Raw genomic sequence first — 19,275 nt, 5'->3', positions numbered from 1 at the left:
AACCAGATTAACAGCTTTTCTATGTTTACAATGGTTATAATTCCTTTGAAAACTTCCTATTAATCCAAACTATCAGAAATAAAGTTTGCTAGAATTTATGAAATTAATCTTTTATACAACGAACTGAAAAACCCATTTCCTTATAGGCGGTTGAGGAGAGCACTCTCTCTAAATCCCATATCATTTTCCAGCCCAAAGCGTTCGAAACATCTTCTTCGGTACTAGTCCACCAATGGCCATCGAGTCCCTCACTGGAGAAGTAACCGCCAGTGCGTACTCCGCCTGGAAGTGCAGAGAAACCAAAGTTATCAGTACCATTTCCCATACCATAATTAACATACCACCCGCTTGTTGCCTTTAATTTGGTTCCAGCTATGGAATCACCGCCAACGTAATCAAGTAGCGTTGTCCACTCCGCATCGGTGGGTACGTGCCAACCTGTGGGGCAGAGGTTGCCAGTGTTTACGGTATACCAGTTATACAGCGCACCGTAGGTGTTTCCATAGGTAGTTTGGTCGTTATTGTACCAGCAGTAGGCGGGGGTGCTTAGGGCAGCCCAGGCCGTTTTGTCGGTTACCAGCGGTATGGCAGTACCATCGTTGTACCTGGTGGTTTTAAGGTTCTCCTTCATCCACTGGCGGCCGTTTATCCAAATGGTGTTATAGGTGTTACCGTCAGCATCGGTTATGGTTCCTCCTGGGCCATCGACTGGGGTGGTAAAAGAAACCTGGTTACCATACTGCGTTCCGTAACTATTAGTAGTATACGCCCGAACGTAGTAAACCGTGCCGGGTTGTAGGTTCGTTAGATTACTGCTGAAGTTACCCATTCCGGTGCCATCGTTTGTCATGCCAAGGTTGCTGCTGGTGGTGGGGTTCTCGGAGGTGCTCCAAACCACACCCCGGGCGGTAATGGCAAAACCGCCATCGGAGGTGATGTTGCCACCACAAGCGGCAGTGGTAGGGGTTATGCTGGTTACTGCGGCTGTGGTTAATACTGGCAAACCATCGTGTGTTGTAAAGGTTTGCTGGTTACCGTATGCAGTGCCCACGCTGTTGGTGGCGTACGCACGAACGTAGTAAACCGTTCCGGGTTGAAGATTCGTTAGGTTACTGCTGAAGTTTCCCGTTCCTACACCATCGGTTGTCATACCACTGTTGCTTTCAAGGGTGGGATTCTCGAATGTGCTCCAAACCACACCCCTAGCGTTAATTGGCGCACCGCCATCGGAGGTAATGCTCCCTCCACTAGCCGCCGATGTTGCTGTTATGCTGGTTACTGCATTAGTTGACAGGGTAATAGCTCCATCCTGGGTTGTAAATGATAGCTGGTTGCCGTATGCAGTTCCCACGCTGTTGGTGGCGTACGCCCTAACGTAGTAAACCGTTCCGGGTTGCAAATTCGTTAGGTTGCTTGTGAAGCTACCCGTTCCGGTTCCATTGGTTGCTATGCCTAGGTTGTTGCTGGTGGTGGGGTTCTCGGTTGTGCTCCAAACTACACCCCGAGCGGTAATTGGTGCACCGCCATCGGAGGTGATATTGCCACCGCTGGTGGCGGTAGTGGCGGTAATACTGCCAACTGCAGTGGTGCTTAATTTTGGCAGGTCACATTGAGTGGTAAAGGTTTGCTGGTTACCGTAAACTGTACCCACACTGTTGGTAGCGTATGCACGTATATAATAAACAGTTGCGGGTTGTAAATTTACTAGGTTACTTGTGAAGCTACCCGTTCCGGTTCCATCGGTTGTCATACCAAGGTTGCTGCTGGTGGTGGGGTTCTGACTGGTGCTCCAAACCACACCCCTAGCGTTAATTGGCGCACCGCCATCGGAGGTAATACTTCCACCGCTAACGGCAGATGTTGCTGCTATGCTGGTTACAGCATTAGTTGACAGGGTAATAGCTCCATCTTGCGTTGTAAACGATAGCTGGTTACCGTAAGCAGTACCCACGCTGTTGGTGGCGTAGGCACGAACGTAGTAAACCATTCCGGGTTGGAGGTTTGATAGATTACTGCTGAAGTTTCCCGTTCCTGTTCCATCGGTTGTCATGCCAAGGTTGCTGATGGTGGTGGGATTCTCGGAGGTGCTCCAAACCACACCCCTAGCGGTAATTGTTGAACCGCCATCGGAGGTGATGTTGCCACCACTGGTGGCAGTAGTGGCGGTAATACTGCCAACTGCAGTGGTGTTTAACTCTGGTAGGTCGTATTGAGTGGTAAAGGTTTGCTGGTTGCCGTAAATAGTCCCCACGCTGTTGGTGGCGTACGCACGAACGTAGTAAACCGTGCCGGGTTGAAGGTTCGTTAGGTTACTGCTGAAGTTTCCCGTTCCTGTTCCATCGGTTGTCATGCCAAGGTTGCTGCTGGTGGTTGGGTTCTCGGTTGTGCTCCAAACTATACCCCGAGCGGTAATTGGCGCACCGCCATCGGAGGTAATACTTCCACCGCTAACCGCCGAGGTTGGAGTTATGCTGGTCACTTCAGTAGTAGTTAAGGCAATAACTCCATCTTGTGTTGTAAATGATAACTGGTTGCCGTATGCAGTACCCACGCTGTTGGTGGCGTACGCCCGAACGTAGTAAACCGTGCCGGGTTGAAGGTTGGTTAGGCTACTGGTGTAACTACCCGTGCCAGCACCGTCGGACGTTACGCCAAGGTTACTTGTGGTAGTGGGGTTTTCGGATGCACTCCAAACCACGCCCCGGGCGGTAATGTCAAAACCGCCATCGGAGGTGATATTGCCACCACTAGTGGCAGTGGTAGCGGTAATGCTGGTTACTGCGGCTGTGGTTAATACTGGTAAACCATCGTGTGTTGTAAAGGTTTGCTGGTTGCCGTAAACAGTGCCCACGCTGTTGGTGGCGTAGGCCCGAACGTAGTAAACCGTTCCGGGTTGGAGGCTGGTTAGGCTACTGGTAAATGTGCCTATTCCTGTGCCGTTGGAGGTTACTCCAAGGTTGGTTTCAATGGTTGGGTTCTGGCTGGTGCTCCACACCACACCCCGAGCGGTAATTGGTGCGCCACCATCGGAGGTAATGCTTCCACCGCTTACCGCTGAGGTAGAGGTTATGTCTGTTATCTCAGCTGTGGTTATAGTTGGCTGTCCATCAAGAGTTTTAACTGATACTGACTTGCCATAAACAACACCTTGTTGCGAATTGCAGTAGGCTCTGATGTAGTAACGTGTATTTACAGCAAGGCCATCTATTTCGCCAGTAAAATCCCCTACTTTAGGGATTCCCTTACTCAATTTACCATCGTTTACAGTAGGATTATCGTGCGTGGCGTAGCAGAACCCATGGTCGGTATTACCCTCGCCGCTAAGCTCAATAATTTTGGCGTTAACCGTTATGGAGGTTGCCAAAGGGGTTGCCGTGCCGGTCTCCACCTTGGTCGCTGGTTTAATCTCAAACTCTTGGCAGGTCAAGAAAAGGCCAACTGAAAGGATTAGTAATGTTACGTATGCTAATCTTTTCATACTTTTTAATGCTTTTAGTAAATGGCCATCACCAAATTATCATCACCATGGAACATCGGTGTTTGTGTTCCAAGGATTTTAGTTGAGGTTTCCTTAACGTTGTTAACAACGTATTCTCTAAGTTCGCCTAGGGTGATCACCTTATCACCGTTAGCATCAGCAGCACCCTGCAAGCCAGCTGCAAGGTAGTAGGTGAATAGACCCGTTTCGGATTCGTCGAACCCCAGCGAAGTTTCCTCGCCAGTTGACGAAGTGATTACAGTAAAGCCGGGGTCGGAAAGCCATGTATTCTTGGGCCTAACCTTAACCCCTTTCTGTGCAATCAGGTTCTCGGTGGCAACCTTAACCGAACTGCGCGATGCACCGCTAAAGCAGGCATCGAGTATAACAGTCACGTGCTTTGCGCCCAGTTTGCTCAGGTTCTCGTAAAGCTTCTCAATATTGTAGCCCTGGGTTTCCAGTCGGGCTATCCTGCCATCGCTGGGGAATAGGTAAATATTTTTACCTTCCTTATCGGGGACTCCGTGGCCCGAATAGAATACAAACACTTCGGTTTCGCCCTTTACAATGGCCTTGCGAAGCTCCCCAATATCGGGGTTAAAAATATCATCAAAAAAGAATCCTGCCACCTGCTCGTTGGTAAACAGCAACACCTGCTCAACTCCCAAAACCTTCTCAAAATAATTCTTCATAATCTTAGCATCGTTATCGGCATAGGGGGCAGGTGGTAGTTCTTTGTAATTTGCAACCCCAATTACTATACCCACAGAGTTTGGCCGCTTGGTTTGCGATGGAGCTACTGTGGAAATATTTACCACATTGGCAATATTTGCCCTAAACTTGTTTGAGGTGTACTCAAAACGGGCAACACTCTTCCTAAGCGACTCCACATCCGATTTTACCTCAACAATATTTGGTTTTGGCGGGGTTTGGTCGAGCGCAATGGGTAGCTGTTTGTTTTTTAAGTTTCCTCTACCGATATCCTCCACTATACTTAGGAATATGGGCAGATTCTCCTTGATGGTCACCCTGCGGTTGGGGCTAAGGGTGAAGTAAATCTCTTTCACCTCGCCCGGCTGAATATCTCCAAGCTTACCGTTCACATCTTCTAAAAATATATTGGGGTCGGTGGTTGTAATGGTGTAAACAGCATTGTTGGCTACCCCTTGCCCTGTGTTTTGCACAACTAGCTTAACCTTTACCTGCTCGCCAGCCTGTAATTTTCCATCCGATTTTATGGCCATGGTACCAATACCAGCATCAATAATTTCGTAACCTGAAATAGAAAACTGCGGAGGTTGGTAGGCATATGTGTTAAGCACAAGGTATGCAGGTTCCATATCGTAGCCGTAATGCTCGCTCACGTTAATGGCAAGCCTGTGGGTAGCGGTTTTCAGGTCGATATCAGTGGTTATAGGAATAATAATCTCCTTGCTCTCCTTGGGCCTTAAAACGTTAATCCTTTGGCTGGCATTGCCTATCTTAAGACTCTTATCGGTAACATTCGAGGCTACGTTCACCTCGAGCAGCATGGCATCGCCCCCGCCATGGTTGCTCAGGGTGATTTTTAGCTTTGCGCCTTCTCTGTTTTCAAGTATTCCGTTTCTATTATCATCAATAAATTCGAGGTCGGCAAAGAGGTTGGGCGGTAAACTACGTGTGTTTATAGGTTTAGCAGGTGAGGTTGCTGCATATAGCCTGTAACCGTTATCGGTTATCACCGATTGGGGCTTAATATTCTTATGCTTTGATGCTTTTGAAATAATGCCAGCATAATCGAGCAGCCACATTGCAGCTCCTGCCCCGGCCATAATCAGCGAGATTTGGCGGTACTGCTGTGCCGTTTTATAGTTTGGATCCTCGGTGTGTGGCAAGTTGGAATTCAGATACCGATCATAGGCACTGTTTGACATGGAGTATGTTGCAATTGAGCCACCTATTAAGCCATATGCTAGTGCACCCTTTAACCAGTAAGGTTTCCCATGCTTGAACTGATAATCCCCAGCTCCAGGAAAAAGGGTAGAGTAAGCAAAGGCTTTTCCTATACTTGCATCGGGTATAAGTTTTGCACAAACCCTTGCAGTAATCTTCTCATTTAGCACTAAACCATCTGCTTTAGCGTCCCATGTTATTTTCTTTTCCCCAATACCCTTAACCACAAGGTTTATATCACCTTGTAATGTTTTAGCATCCAACTTTTGATTCTTTTCGTTATAAAACTCAACCCACACAACATATCTGTCAGTTTCTTTACCATTTATCAATTTGTAAAGAACCTGCACTTTGTCGTTTGTGTAGTTTAGATCAACATTGGCTAATCGCACCTCCGATGAAAACTGTGCATTAGCGTTCAATGAGCTAATAGCTATTGCAAAGCAAATCAATAGCAAGTTTAACCGCCTCATAAATGTTTTTTTTGGATTTATGAATTTTGCAGTTAAAATTATATTAATTTCATTAAAATGTAATATCTAATATTACTTTTTTTAGAACCGACCATTTAAAATCTTTATCTTCTACGAGGAATTTGAAGTATTCTATTTTCTATTTCTATTACTAGAGTTTAACCGCTTCGCGGTAATAGAATTTCCTTTCGCCGTTAGCGATAAAGTGATTTTAAAAAACAACCCCCATCATTTGCTATTCCTAGTGGAGGATATACTAAATAAGTGTTATTACTTTACTTAAAACTTTAGCCAGATAGTAGAGAATTTTTTATCATTTACAACACATGAGTTTTAGTAAACTACAAAAATGTTTTAGACTTTTGAAGTCACCACAATCAACCGTTGTGTGCCATCCATTTTAACATCCAAAGGTTTTGGGAAGCGTACATGCCGGAAAAATGTTGTTTCATTAACCGCAGGTAGGCTATCGAGCAGTTCCCAATCGATACGGGAGAATGAGTCGCCATTGGGAACAGAACAGTAACCCACATTCATTGAGATAACGTTGTGAAAGAAGTGTGAGCCGTAAGAGGCATCGAGAGGAAAATCCTCAAAGCTGGTCTCCACAATAACCTTGGCATTGCAAATTTGCGACCATGCAACCGGAATACCTATCCACCTGTCGCGAGTTCCCCACCGACCAGGCCCTATAAGGATATACTTACGCCCTTCGTCCTCAAGTGTATTGTTGAGCCATTCCACCTCGCTAGCCATTTCCAAAGTCATTGCCTTATTGAATGCCTCGCGGCGGATATATACAATATCCTCAATATTTGTCAGGTGTCCATTCCCCATTGCATTATTGGAGAGCAAAATGGCTTCAGCCCGATCAATAGTGTTAATATCGAGCCTATATTCCTGAGCGCTGGCCATTAGCGGCTTTATCTGAAGCAGGAAGAACGATGACCTAAAGTTAACATCGCGGTTAAGGTCAACGGCAAACTCAATCTCGCAGGGAGCCCCAAGAGCTTCCTCAACAATATCGAGTAAAACATCGATGGTTTGGGAAAGGGGTACGTAGCTATACTTTAGGATATTGGCAAAGTTTACCACCCTTGGCCCCGATTGCCCTATACCCGGAATGAGCGAGGAGTTCTCGGAGCTGTAAACCGAAGCACAATGCTTGAGGGTTCCATGCCTTTCGGCCTCGTAGAGGTCGAGGCGGGCAAGTCCTGCTTCATCGCCGGTTAGCAAGTCGTAATCGCACTTGCTGAGGTCAACTGCCAGAAAATCGACCTGTGAATTTTTAATCAGGTCCTCCATGGTATAGTTGACCAACGTTGGATATTTTGGGCAAAACCGGTATGAGCGACCTCCCTCCACCACGTGTTTCCCCAAACCTATGGCAATGTTGGCAAATCCATCGTCGGGGTTGATGTGCCCAAACGGGTAGTAGTTATGCGATTGGGCTACCCCACTGATGTGTGGATAGTAGTAGTTCTCAAACTTATTGCCCACAACCTCCTGAATGATCACGGCCATTTTCTCATCCTCTACTCTAAGATTCATGGCTTTAATGTAAGCCCTTGCCGTTGGGGAAAATACCGATGCGTAAACCAGCTTAATGGCATTCATCAGGCGCTGTAGCCTGACGCTCCTGTCGGGATGAGCATTTGGGATAAGGTAGGTTTCAAATACCCCGGCAAAGGGCTGCATGATTGAATCCTCAAGCATACCCGATGAACGCACAGCCAGCGGCCTGTAGTAAATCTGCAAGAGCCTGTCGAGCCTAAGCTTTAGCTGATCCGAAAGCTCGGCCTTTATAAAATGCCTTTGCAGCTCCTCAAAGCTTTTGCAAGCAAACACCTTATCGTATAGCCCATTGCGTGCCATGAAGCACTCAAACTCATTGGTGCCAATTATTGAAGTTCGGGGTGTAAGCAGGTTGATATTAGGAGTATACTGCGAAATATCGAAGGTGTAGAGCAGGGTATTGATAAAAGCAAGCCCTCGACCCTTGCCCCCAACCGAACCATCGGCAAGGCTAACAATATTGCTGGAATCAACCTCCCAGTTGGTTTCAAAACCTACAATCTTGCCACGTCGTTTCTCCTGGCGGTATTTTTTCAAGGTACTAAGCAGGTACTCCCGGATCTCGGATGGGCCGGAAAAATCGTCAATCTTTGACGGGTGAATGATACGGGCCACCTGTATCTCGCCTCGTGCCGAGAGCCACATGGAGAAGTGGTTTTTTTGGGCATGGTAAAGTAAGCTCTCATCGGGTATGATACGCAGCGCGCGCTCAAACTCCTCCATGGTTGTTGCAATGGCAATGGGATTCCCAGCCTCGTCTTTAAAAACAAAATCGCCAAAACCAAGATAGTTGCTCAAAAAACTTTTAATATCGTTGAGCAAACTCTCCGAGTTTTTGTCCAAAAAAGCAACCTTTAGCTTATAGGCAATGGCCTCGTTCGATTTTTCGAACGATTGAAGGATTATTGGCAAATCGGGGAGCATCTTACGGGCATGCTCAACCAACCGGACACCGGCATTTTCGTCGAGTCTGCCATCGCGGTAAAACTTTACATCGGAAATCATGCAAAGCATGTAATCCTTGTAACGGGTGAAAAGGTCAATGGCCTCCTCGTATGTGCCAGCCAAAAGAATTTTTGGACGAATTCGGATACGCAGCACCTTGTAAAGATCATCGGTGCTTACGTCCTCAATAACCCGCTTGGTTTGGTCTAACACCGAGCCATACAGTAGTGGCAGGTATCGCGAGTAGTATTTTGGGGAATCCTCTACCAGCAAAATAACGCGCGTTAAGGCTATTCGGGTATCGTTTTCAATATTGGCGCGATCCTCAAGCAGCTTTATCATTGAGAAGAATATCTTGGGCTCGCCATTCCATACAAAAATTCTATCGACCCCCTCAATGGTATTGGGGTTTTTCTCAATCTCATTAACAATAATGCTGTTGTTAACAAGCAGGTAAAGGGGAATATGCTTGTACTCGCCCTTAATACGTGAAGCCATACGTAAGGGGGTAACCGTATCGGCCCCCATCATGATAATGATAAGGTTAAAGTATCGCTCCTCGAGCTTCTCCAGGGCTTCGTCCAGTGTTGATACCCCTGTAATACGGGGCACGCTTGAGAGGCTCAACTTGGAATATTCGCCAAGTATGTTATCGGTTAGCCTATCCTCGCGCTCAATGCTGTATGCATCGTAAAGGGTGGAGATAAGCAATATCTCGTGAACCTTAAAGGGCATCAGGTCGTGGTAAATATCCCTATCGGCATTATGCTGGTTTATAAACCGTTGTAGTAGTCTTTTGCTTTGGGACTCAGCGAGATCGGGCTTGCGTTTAGCTTGTGTTTTTTCCTTTAAAACATCCCGCCCCTTTATACTGTTGATGTAGCCTTCAATAATGTTGGCAATATTATTAAGCAGGTCTCGCTCTTCCTTCAGGAAAGGCCCTTCAAACTCATCGGGGAACTGTTTAGTATAAAAAATTTCAATTGCCCCAAAGACACCGTCGATGCTTTCAAAACCCTGACGTTGACACCATGGGGTTTCCTTAAATCCAAAGGTTTGGAACTCATACTGCCCGTATTTTATTCGGGCCACAGTGTGTTCCGGATACTGCCAGGCATCGGGTAAAACAAAGCAAACCCTGTGGAGGGTCTCAGGAATTGGTCTGTTTTCCTTGGTAATATTGATAACGCTATTAATGGCATTCAACTCCTTTAACCGTTCCTTGCTTTGAGCTAGTAGGCGGTAAAACTCCTCGGGATTTGGCTTGCTGTTATTCATCGTATCCAACTTTTATCTTTATCCATTAACCTTTATCCTTTATCCTTTAACCTTGAACTTTAAACCTCGAACCTTTATCCTTCGTAAATACAGGTGGTATTGCATATCGTTCTATCCCGTTTAACGGTTCACGGTTCACGATTCACGTTTTAGCCTTTATCCTTCAAATTCAACCTGTAATTTAGGTATACCACGCAATAAAGTCAAATTATTTAGGCAAAATAAGAAATACTCGTAATCGGCCTACGTGTTTCACGTAGAAGACACTTCCGTAATTCGCTGTTTTTTAATCACATCTATTTACATCGCTTAAAAAAGGTCTTAATTTTCCATTCAGATTTTCATGTTTAACCAACCAAACTAATACAATATGAAAAACGTTGCTTTACAGGAAAAAGTGAACAACTTTATGGCAGGCTTAATTGCCCGCAACCCTAATGAGCCCGAGTTCCATCAGGCTGCCCGCGAGGTAATTGAGAGCATAATGCCCTACATTGATGAGAATCCAATTTACCAGGATGAAAAAATCCTTGAGCGCATCACTGAACCAGAGCGCATAGTAATTTTCAGGGTTCCCTGGATTGACGACAAGGGGAACATTCAGGTTAACCGGGGTTACCGCATTGAGATGAACAGCGCCATTGGCCCCTACAAGGGCGGATTGCGTTTCCACCCCACGGTAAATTTGAGTATTCTGAAGTTTTTAGCATTTGAGCAGGTTTTCAAGAATAGCCTAACATCGTTACCAATGGGTGGCGGCAAGGGTGGCTCTGATTTCGACCCCAAAGGGAAGAGCGACAAAGAGGTAATGCGTTTCTGCCAAAGCTTTATGACCGAGCTATACCGCCACATTGGCCCCGACACCGACGTGCCTGCAGGTGATATCGGCGTAGGTGGACGTGAAATTGGCTACCTGTTTGGCCAGTACAAGCGCATAGTGAATGAGTTTACCGGTGTGCTCACAGGCAAGGGTTTAAAGTGGGGCGGCTCGCTCATTCGCCCTGAGGCTACCGGTTACGGCAACGTTTACTTTGCCCAGGAGATGCTTAAAACCCGTGGCGAAAGCTTTAAGGATAAAATTGTTGCCGTTTCGGGTTCAGGCAATGTTGCCCAGTACACCGTTGAAAAGGTTAACGAGCTTGGAGGCAAGGTTGTTACCCTTTCCGATTCCGATGGATTTATCTACGATCCTAAGGGAATTGACAACGAAAAACTAAAATTTGTGATGTGGCTGAAGAACGAGAAACGCGGCCGTATTAAGGAGTATGCCGAAAAGTATGGCTGCGACTACTTCCCAGCAGAGCGCCCATGGGGTATTAAATGCGATATTGCATTGCCATCGGCCACTCAGAACGAAATTAACGGCGAGGAGGCAAGAACGCTTGTTCGTAACGGTTGCTTCTGTGTATCGGAAGGAGCCAACATGCCTTCAACCCCCGAGGCTGTGGATGTTTTCCTAAACGCCAAAATTCTTTACGGCCCGGGTAAAGCCGCCAATGCCGGTGGTGTAGCCACCTCGGGGCTTGAGATGTCGCAAAACTCTCTTCGCATGTCATGGACACGCGAGGAGGTTGATCAACGCCTGCAACAAATCATGATAAACATCCATGAAACATGCCGTAAATACGGAACCAAGGAGGATGGATTTATCAACTACGTTGATGGCGCTAACATCGGTGGTTTTGTTAAAGTTGCCGATGCCATGATTGCTCAGGGTGTAGTTTAAATGATTTGAGATGAAAACTATTTGCGCTAACCTATAGTTTTGTAACAAACGGAGCATGAGGCCCATTGCCTTGTGCTCCGTTTTTCGCTTTGAAAAACATCCCCTTTTATTGCCCATGAATAGAACAACCAAACCAAAAAAGTCTTTTTTTTGTATTGAGTAATCAATATGTTTTCATATCAACCTAAAACATTGAATATCTAATCATTCTTAACCATGCGAGTTCAACGTATACTCACAAAACCAGCAAGTAGCATTCCTGCCGATGAAGTCGATTTAGCGCTGATTGAGCCACTTATCAAAAAGTATAAGGGGAAAAAAGGAAATTTAATCCCATTGCTACAAGGGGTGCAGTCCATTTACGGCTATATTCCCCGCTCTGCCTTTGAGCTAATTGCCCATGAAACCGGCTTAACCCTGAGCGATATGTATGGTGTGGCTACATTCTACGCACAATTTCGCCTATCGCCGGTTGGTAAGCATATCATTAAGGTTTGCCATGGCACTGCATGCCACGTTCAGGGCGCCGATGCCATTTCAACAGCCCTGAAAGAGGCCCTTAAGGTAAACGACGGTGAAACCACGCCCGATAAGCTATTTACGCTCGAAACAGTAGCCTGCTTAGGATGCTGTTCGCTTGCACCGGTAATGATGATTGATGAAGAAACCTACGGAAAGCTTACCGGTAGCTCAGCTGTGAAAATAGTTAAGGACATTAAGATAAAGGAAACTCAAACTAAAGGTGAGTAACCTACAAGTTACATCAACCTTTAAAACAATATAACGCGTAATAAAAATGGCTGAAACAAAAGTTATTGTTGGCTTAGGTAGTTGCGGAATTGCAGCCGGAGCCAACAAGGTATACAATAGGTTAAAAGCTCTAAAGGAAGCCGATAATTTGGACTTTGAGCTGGCAAAAACCAGCTGTATTGGCATGTGTTTTCGCGAACCGCTTGTTGAGGTGGTAGATGAAAATGGATCAATGATTTATGGCGATGTTGATGAGGACAAAGCCATTGAAATTATACAGCAACACGTTTTGGGGCACAATCCCATAAAGGAGTATGTGGTAAAAACCGATTTATTCCCCACCCCTGATCAATCGTATTTTGACGGCCAGGTCAAGATTGCGCTAAGGAATTGTGGTTATATTGACCCCGAGAATATCCACGAATACGAGGCACGTGGTGGTTATCAGGCTTTAAGAAAGATTGCAAACGAAGCCCTTTCGCCAGAGCAAATCATTCAAACCATTATTGACTCAGGCCTACGTGGCCGTGGTGGTGGAGGTTTTCCAACCGGCATGAAATGGCGCTTTGCCCACGCCAATCAATCGGAAGAGAAGTACATCATTTGCAACGCCGATGAGGGCGACCCAGGCGCATTCATGGATCGTTCACTGCTCGAAGGCGACCCCCATGCAGTACTTGAAGGGATGATAATCGGCGCATACGCTATAGGCGCCACCGAGGGGGTAATATACTGCCGTGCTGAGTATCCATTGGCCATTAAAAGGCTAAATATTGCTTTGGCTCAGGCTCGTGAGCATGGCTACCTGGGCAAAAACATCATGGGAATCCAAGGTTTCAATTTCGATATCTTCATTAAGGAGGGTGCCGGAGCTTTTGTTTGCGGTGAGGAAACCGCCCTTATGGCTTCCATTGAGGGGAAAAGGGGTATGCCATCAAAACGTCCTCCTTTCCCTGCTGAAAAAGGTCTTTGGCAAAAACCATCGAATATAAACAACGTGGAGACCTACGCCAATGTACCTTACATTGTAGCAAACGGAGCCGAGTCGTACAACAAGTATGGTACCGAAAAGAGCAAGGGAACTAAGGTATTTGCCCTAACAGGCAAAATAAAACACGGCGGACTTGTTGAAGTACCCATGGGAACACCGCTGCGCGATATTATCTACAAGCTTGGCGGTGGCATACAAAACGATAAAAAGTTCAAGGCCGTTCAGCTTGGAGGTCCCTCGGGCGGTTGTATTCCCGAACATCTTATCGACATTCAGGTCGATTATGAACAGGTTACCGCAACCGGAGCCATCATGGGTTCTGGGGGCATGGTAGTGATGGACGAAACCACCTGCATGGTTGATGTGGCAAGGTTCTTCCTTGATTTCACCCAAAAGGAATCGTGCGGTAAGTGCACCTTCTGCCGCATTGGTACCAAACGAATGCTGGAGATTCTCACCCGCATCACCGAAGGCGAAGGCCAGGAAGGCGATATTGAAAAACTGGAGGAATTAGCCCTGCAGGTAAGGGAGAGTTCTCTGTGCGGCTTGGGTCAAACAGCACCTAACCCTGTACTTACCACAATCAAGTATTTCCGGCATGAGTATGAGGCTCACATCCGCGACAAGAAATGCCCAGCCCACAGCTGCAAGAAACTACTTACCTACGAGATTGACCCCAACAAGTGTACCGGATGTACCGTTTGTGCCGTAAAATGCCCGGTTAAAGCCATTGATGGCGAACGGAAAAAAGTTCACCACATCAATCAGGATATTTGCATTAAATGCGGCGATTGCTACAACAGCTGCCGTTTCGATGCTATTACCAAGAGTTAACCAAACGTTGATGATTAAACGCATTAAATTGATTTGAAATGAGCGAATTGGTCAATATAGTTCTAAACGGTAAAAACACAACCGCAAGTAAAGGCGAGTATATTCTTGATGTTGCCCGCCGTCATGGCATCGAAATCCCTACCCTTTGTAACGACCCAAGGCTTGAGCCCTATTCGTCGTGCTATGTTTGCGTGGTTGAAATTGAGGGTCAACGGAATCTCCAGCCCTCTTGCTCCACCAGGGTGGCCGAAGGAATGAAAATAAACACTGACAACGAGAGGGTTTATAAGGCGCGTAAGACAGCGCTCGACCTAATAATGAGCAACCACTACGCCGACTGTGTTGCGCCCTGTCGCGAACGCTGCCCGGCCGGCGTTGATGTTCAGGGCTATATCTCGCTGATTGAGAAAGGACTTTACAGTGAGGCCATTGGTTTAATCAAACAGGTTAACCCCCTACCTGCAATCTGCGGTAGAGTATGCGTTCGCCCTTGTGAGGCTGCATGTCGTAGGAATTACATGGATGAGGGCAACGGGGTTGGTATCGATTACCTAAAACGCTTTGCAGCCGACCGCGATATGGAATCGGAGCACCACTACAAACCAACCATTGCACCCTCTACAGGGAAAAAGGTGGCAATTATTGGGGCTGGTCCAGGGGGGCTGTCGGCAGCATACTTCCTTCAGCAGAAAGGTCATCAGTGCGACATATATGAAGCCCAACCCCACGCAGGGGGATGGCTCCGGTATGGAATACCGGAATATCGTTTACCCAACGATATACTGGACAAGGAGGTGTCAACCATTACCGAGCTTGGTGTAAAAATCTTTTACAACCAGCGCCTTGGCAAGAATTTAAGCTACAAAACCATAGCCGAGAACTATGATGCAACCATACTAACCATTGGCTCCCAAAGGGGACAGTTACTTGGCGCTGAAGGCGATGATGCCGATGGAGTTTTTTCCGGCATCGATTTCCTCCGCAACATGGAGGTTACTGGCCAGCGTTACGACTTCAAAGGTAAACGCATTGCCGTTGTTGGAGGTGGAAACACAGCAATGGACTGCTGCAGAACCTCAATCCGATGCGGCAGCACCGATGTAACCGTTATCTATCGCCGAACTGAGGCCGAAATGCCTGCAAACCCAATAGAAATACACGAGTCAAAACTCGAAGGTGTAAAGTACATGTTCCTAACCGCACCGGTTAGGGTAAACAAAACCGCCGATGGCAAGGTAAAATCGATGACTCTTATCCGCATGGAGCTTGGCGATCCCGATGCATCAGGGCGTCGACGCCCTGTTCCGGTTGAGGGCTCAGAGTTTGAAATGGAGTTCGACTATATCCTGGCAGCCATTGGCCAAAAAACCGAGGTTGATTTCCTCGACGACATCAACAAACACTCCCGGCATGGTGAACTGAAGGTTACCAAATGGGGCGATATTGAGGCTGATAGGCAAACCCTCCAAACGGGCATACCATCGGTTTTCGCTGCAGGCGATGGCGTAACCGGCCCTGCAACCATTATCGAGGCAATAGCACAGGCTAAACTTGCCTCGCATAGCTGCCACTTGTACCTTACGGGACAGCCAGTTGTTCCACCCCGCAAGGAGTTCCTTAGCAAAAAGGATAATTTCCGCAAGCTGTCCAGCAACGATTTTGTAACCCGATACCAAAAACAGCAGCGCGAGGAAATGCCCGTAATGGAAGCAACCCAGCGTGTCAACTTCAAGGAAGTTGAGCTTGGCTATACCCATGAACAAGCCATGCACGAAACTGCTCGCTGCTTAGAATGTGGATGTGTTGAATACTTTGAGTGCGACCTAAAACGCCACGCCGATACCTATCAGGCCGACCAACTCCGATTTATGGGCGACCATAAGGAGTTTGATGTTAACTTCACCCACCCTTTCATCGAAATTGATAATAACAAGTGTATACTTTGCTCAAGGTGCGTCCGCGTTTGCAAGGAAATAGTGGGAGCTAACGCCCTTACGCTTGTTAAGCGTGGATTCGACACATTTGTAGCACCCGCCTTTGGCGATAACCTTGCCGACACTACTTGCGAATCGTGCGGTTTGTGTATTTCTGCTTGCCCTACAGGAGCTATCACTGAGAATGTACCTTTTAAGCCCGGACCCGTTAAAACCGATAAGTTCGAAACCATTTGTGGATACTGCTCTGTGGGCTGTACGCTTACCTTCCACCATAAGAGCGGATACCTAATGCGTGTAACAGGTGCTAATGGTCAAGTGAATACCGATGCAAACCTATGCATGTACGGTAAGTTCGGGTACAGGGAGTTCAATAGCATCAACCGTTTAACCAAGCCACTAAAAAAAGAGGGAAACAAATTTGTTGAAATCAGCTACCAAGAGGCTTTCGATATTATCAACCAAAAGTTTAAATCCGTTGACCCCGATGCAAACGCCTTTTTTGCTGGAGCAATTTTAACCAACGAGGAGCAATACCTGGTTCAGAAACTTGCTCGGGCAGGCGCAAAAACCAATAATGCTGGTAGTTTCCATTACCTTGGCACAGGTAACGGATTTACGTCTGACAGTATCCAGAGTTCAATGTTTGGCGATATAAGCAAAGCCAACCATATCTACCTATTTGCAACTCAAATAAACCGATACAACGCCGTGGCTGGTTACATGGTAAATGCATCGAAAAAACCGGTGACCGTAATTGCCAAGGAAGAATCGAACCTGTCCAATAGGTCAAAAGAGTTCATAAAGGTAGACTCATACTACCATTTCATTAAAGCGGCTAACCATTACCTACTAAGTGGTAACAAGCAAAATATGGTGTTTATTGGCGACCACTGTGAAGGTTTTGGCGCTTACAGCGCAAATTTACTTCTGGAAGATTACGCAAACCTTTGCGAACAGGCTGGTTGCGAACGGAGTGTTATTGAGCGTTTTGCCGATGAATTCAATAACGATTATGGCGCACTGTTAATTTTTGCCGAAGCCGAGGTCTCCGATAATACCGCTGCTGAAATTATGAACTTAATGCTGATTACTGGCAAATTGGGCAAAACAGCTGGCGGCTTGATTTCCTTAAAACCTAAGAATAATTCACATGGGCTATCGGACATGGGTTTAAACCCCAATTGGGGATTAGGCTTACAGGATATAACTAACCAGGAATTTGCCGACAAACTTAAGAGAAAATGGGGGGTTGAAAGTTTACCGAGCAAAAAAAACAACCTGGTAGAACTTTTAGAAAAAGGAAGTTTATCAAATATTCTCATTGTAGGCGAAGACCCAATTGGAACTGCCAAGCATAAAGCAGCCGTGAAGGATTACTTACAAAAAGTAAGATTTAAGGTGGTAATCGATGCGTTTTTAACTGAAACAGCCCAAATTGCCGATATAGTCCTTCCTGCTTCGCTTTGGTATGAGAGTGGAGGTTCGTTCACCAACACCAACCATACCATCCAACAGTTTGAGGTAGGTGTAAAACCTAAGGTTGCGTTAACAACTGCCGATTTACTTACCAAGCTGCTGAATGGGTTTGGGGTGAATAGCCCAACCGATATTTACGATATCCAAACCGAAATACTATCGCTTTTGCCGCAAACAGAATCTGGTAAGTATCTACAGTTTACACAAACCTCCAGCGAGGGGCAACACCTTCAATTCCATGCAGGTTGCAGCTATTTGATGCACAACTTTGATGTTGAATTTGAAAACAAATTGATTAACGCAAAAACCCATAGCCATGAAAGAGTTTTCCAACATTAATGATATTTTGGACTTTGCCATAGCCCGTGAACAGGATGCGGTTGATTTTTACAACCGGTTAGCCGCAAAAGCACGGAACAACGATATGCGGCATATATTTGAACAGTTTGCCCGCGAGGAAATGATGCATAAGGCACGACTTGCCAAGATAAAGGAAGAGGGAGTTATTACCCTCCCAACCGAGAAAGTGGTTGACCTAAAGATTGCCGATTACGTTGTGCTCGACTCCGAGCGCGACGACATGACCTACGAGCAGGCACTTATTCTGGCCATGAAACGCGAAAAGGCGGCCTTTAAGCTATACCTTGCCCTTTCTGAAAAAGTTGATAAAACTGAGTACAAGGAACTATTCAAGCAGCTGGCACAGGAAGAATCGCGCCATAAACTACGTTTTGAACTGGAATACGATGAATACGTTCTAAAGGATAACTAAAACCCATCCCTAAAAGCCCCCTGGCGGGGCTTTTTAACCAAGAATTGTCGATATAAAGCACTCTCACCGGCTTATTAAGTCTATTCATTCCGAAATTTTGGAATGAAGGGGCTTTTGTAAGTCGATTCACCAACATTATTTCTCACTGAAAGAATTTTGGTTTAAATGTTCACTTTTGACTATTCCTTTAACTTATTCTAACTCTATTGTATTCCGACTATTCCGAATCATTCCGAATCATTCCGAATCATTCCGAATCATTCCGAATCATTCCTCTAAACTCGTGACACTTAGGTTTAATAGATATTCGTCAATAAATTTCGAAAATTTATCAAATTCATTAATCAATGTCGTTTAGTTAACAAAAATACACATTCCTGACATCCTGCGCGCAGCGAAGGATCTCTAAACGACCCCTTGAGACGTTTCGCTTAGATCAACATGGCAATAGCTTCACGAACAACGAACAACGCTTCCAGCCCTGTAGGGGCGTAATATTTACAACTCCATTGTCATCCCGAGCGTAGTCGAGGGATCTCGATTTAAGATTTAAGATTTAAGAACTCACAAACTAGCACACGCCTTTAGACGCACACAAATCGCCCTGAAAGGGCAAATCTCATTAGCCCAGGGTTTTAACCCTGGGAATTGTGGTATTCAAAATATTAAGCGATGCACGCATTACATTTTCCAAAGAACAAGGATGAGGCTTTGCATCGCAACAGAAAAACATAGCTAAGAGCGATTTACATGTTCTTTCTTGTCTTGATACAAGAAAGAACCAAAGAAAATCAAGGCTGAAAAGCCCGACCCGATGGGTTCCCCGCGGGTGGAACTGCCACGCGATACAATTCGCCACGCCTGTTGCGTGGCTCATGTGGTATCGCTTACTAGGCCCACCGCCACGTTTCACCCTCGACCCATTGCCGGGTCAGGCTTTTATGCCTCTGCTTGCTTCTTCCGCTCCATTCCCTCTCAGGGAAAAGTGCTGGTGTGAGGTCGTATCCCACATTCAACCCAGATGACCCCTTTAAATCTCCCCTGAGAGGGGAGACTTTAGCCCTGCAATAAGGTTTCCTTATTGCTTCGCCCCTCTCCTGTCAGGAGA

Annotated in this window: 9 protein-coding genes; 6 read left to right on the top strand and 3 right to left on the bottom strand. The window is 46.2% G+C overall.

Features of this window, described 5'->3' with window-relative positions:
• Nucleotides 1-103: 103 nt before the first annotated feature.
• The 3 genes from AB6811_RS08680 to AB6811_RS08670 form a co-directional block, all read right to left on the bottom strand.
• On the bottom strand, nt 104-3,478 hold the full coding sequence (locus AB6811_RS08680; RefSeq protein WP_369490056.1) for an FISUMP domain-containing protein: 3,375 nt from the start codon (nt 3,476-3,478) through the stop codon (nt 104-106).
• A 14-nt stretch (nt 3,479-3,492) separates the two neighbouring features.
• Nucleotides 3,493-5,883, bottom strand: coding sequence for a caspase family protein (locus AB6811_RS08675; protein WP_369490055.1), 2,391 nt, complete (start codon nt 5,881-5,883; stop codon nt 3,493-3,495).
• A 354-nt stretch (nt 5,884-6,237) separates the two neighbouring features.
• Nucleotides 6,238-9,681 carry a PEP/pyruvate-binding domain-containing protein gene (locus AB6811_RS08670; RefSeq protein ID WP_369490054.1) on the bottom strand — a complete coding sequence of 1,148 codons (3,444 nt, stop codon included), beginning with the start codon at nt 9,679-9,681 and terminating at the stop codon, nt 6,238-6,240.
• Nucleotides 9,682-10,051: 370 nt separating this feature from the next.
• On the opposite strand from AB6811_RS08670, the gene gdhA reads away from it, so the two are divergent.
• From gdhA to AB6811_RS08640, 6 genes are all read left to right on the top strand, one after another.
• Nucleotides 10,052-11,407: an NADP-specific glutamate dehydrogenase gene (gene gdhA, locus AB6811_RS08665; protein ID WP_369490053.1), complete on the top strand. Its 1,356-nt coding sequence runs from the start codon at nt 10,052-10,054 to the stop codon at nt 11,405-11,407.
• 216 nt (nt 11,408-11,623) lie between these two features.
• Nucleotides 11,624-12,157, top strand: a complete 534-nt coding sequence (gene nuoE / locus AB6811_RS08660) for an NADH-quinone oxidoreductase subunit NuoE (RefSeq protein WP_369490052.1) — start codon at nt 11,624-11,626, stop codon at nt 12,155-12,157.
• 46 nt (nt 12,158-12,203) lie between these two features.
• Nucleotides 12,204-13,982 (top strand): NADH-ubiquinone oxidoreductase-F iron-sulfur binding region domain-containing protein, encoded by a 1,779-nt coding sequence (locus AB6811_RS08655; protein ID WP_369490051.1) that lies wholly within the window; start codon nt 12,204-12,206, stop codon nt 13,980-13,982.
• 38 nt (nt 13,983-14,020) lie between these two features.
• Complete coding sequence (locus tag AB6811_RS08650; protein ID WP_369490050.1) at nt 14,021-17,734, top strand: FAD-dependent oxidoreductase; 3,714 nt, start codon at nt 14,021-14,023, stop codon at nt 17,732-17,734.
• A complete protein-coding gene (locus AB6811_RS08645; protein WP_369490049.1) occupies nt 17,712-18,167 on the top strand; it encodes a ferritin family protein in 456 nt (151 codons plus the stop codon). Before AB6811_RS08650 ends, AB6811_RS08645 begins: the two co-directional genes overlap by 23 nt.
• An 814-nt stretch (nt 18,168-18,981) precedes the next feature.
• Nucleotides 18,982-19,164: a hypothetical protein gene (locus AB6811_RS08640; protein ID WP_369490048.1), complete on the top strand. Its 183-nt coding sequence runs from the start codon at nt 18,982-18,984 to the stop codon at nt 19,162-19,164.
• Nucleotides 19,165-19,275: the final 111 nt, after the last annotated feature.

The organism is Tenuifilum sp. 4138str (assembly GCF_041102575.1).
Taxonomy (GTDB): domain Bacteria; phylum Bacteroidota; class Bacteroidia; order Bacteroidales; family Tenuifilaceae; genus Tenuifilum; species Tenuifilum osseticum.
The sequence above is the reverse complement of the archived record's forward strand: the minus strand, read 5'-3'. Positions and strand labels throughout refer to the sequence as shown.

Excerpts from the sequence above, each read along its gene's own strand:
- AB6811_RS08670 (WP_369490054.1), bottom strand. The coding sequence starts at position 9,681 with ATGAATAACAGCAAGCCAAATCCCGAGGAGTTTTACCGCCTACTAGCT.
- gdhA (WP_369490053.1), top strand. The coding sequence starts at position 10,052 with ATGAAAAACGTTGCTTTACAGGAAAAAGTGAACAACTTTATGGCAGGC.
- AB6811_RS08675 (WP_369490055.1), bottom strand. The coding sequence starts at position 5,883 with ATGAGGCGGTTAAACTTGCTATTGATTTGCTTTGCAATAGCTATTAGC.
- AB6811_RS08640 (WP_369490048.1), top strand. The coding sequence starts at position 18,982 with ATGGGTTCCCCGCGGGTGGAACTGCCACGCGATACAATTCGCCACGCC.
- AB6811_RS08650 (WP_369490050.1), top strand. The coding sequence starts at position 14,021 with ATGAGCGAATTGGTCAATATAGTTCTAAACGGTAAAAACACAACCGCA.
- AB6811_RS08680 (WP_369490056.1), bottom strand. The coding sequence starts at position 3,478 with ATGAAAAGATTAGCATACGTAACATTACTAATCCTTTCAGTTGGCCTT.
- AB6811_RS08645 (WP_369490049.1), top strand. The coding sequence starts at position 17,712 with ATGAAAGAGTTTTCCAACATTAATGATATTTTGGACTTTGCCATAGCC.
- nuoE (WP_369490052.1), top strand. The coding sequence starts at position 11,624 with ATGCGAGTTCAACGTATACTCACAAAACCAGCAAGTAGCATTCCTGCC.
- AB6811_RS08655 (WP_369490051.1), top strand. The coding sequence starts at position 12,204 with ATGGCTGAAACAAAAGTTATTGTTGGCTTAGGTAGTTGCGGAATTGCA.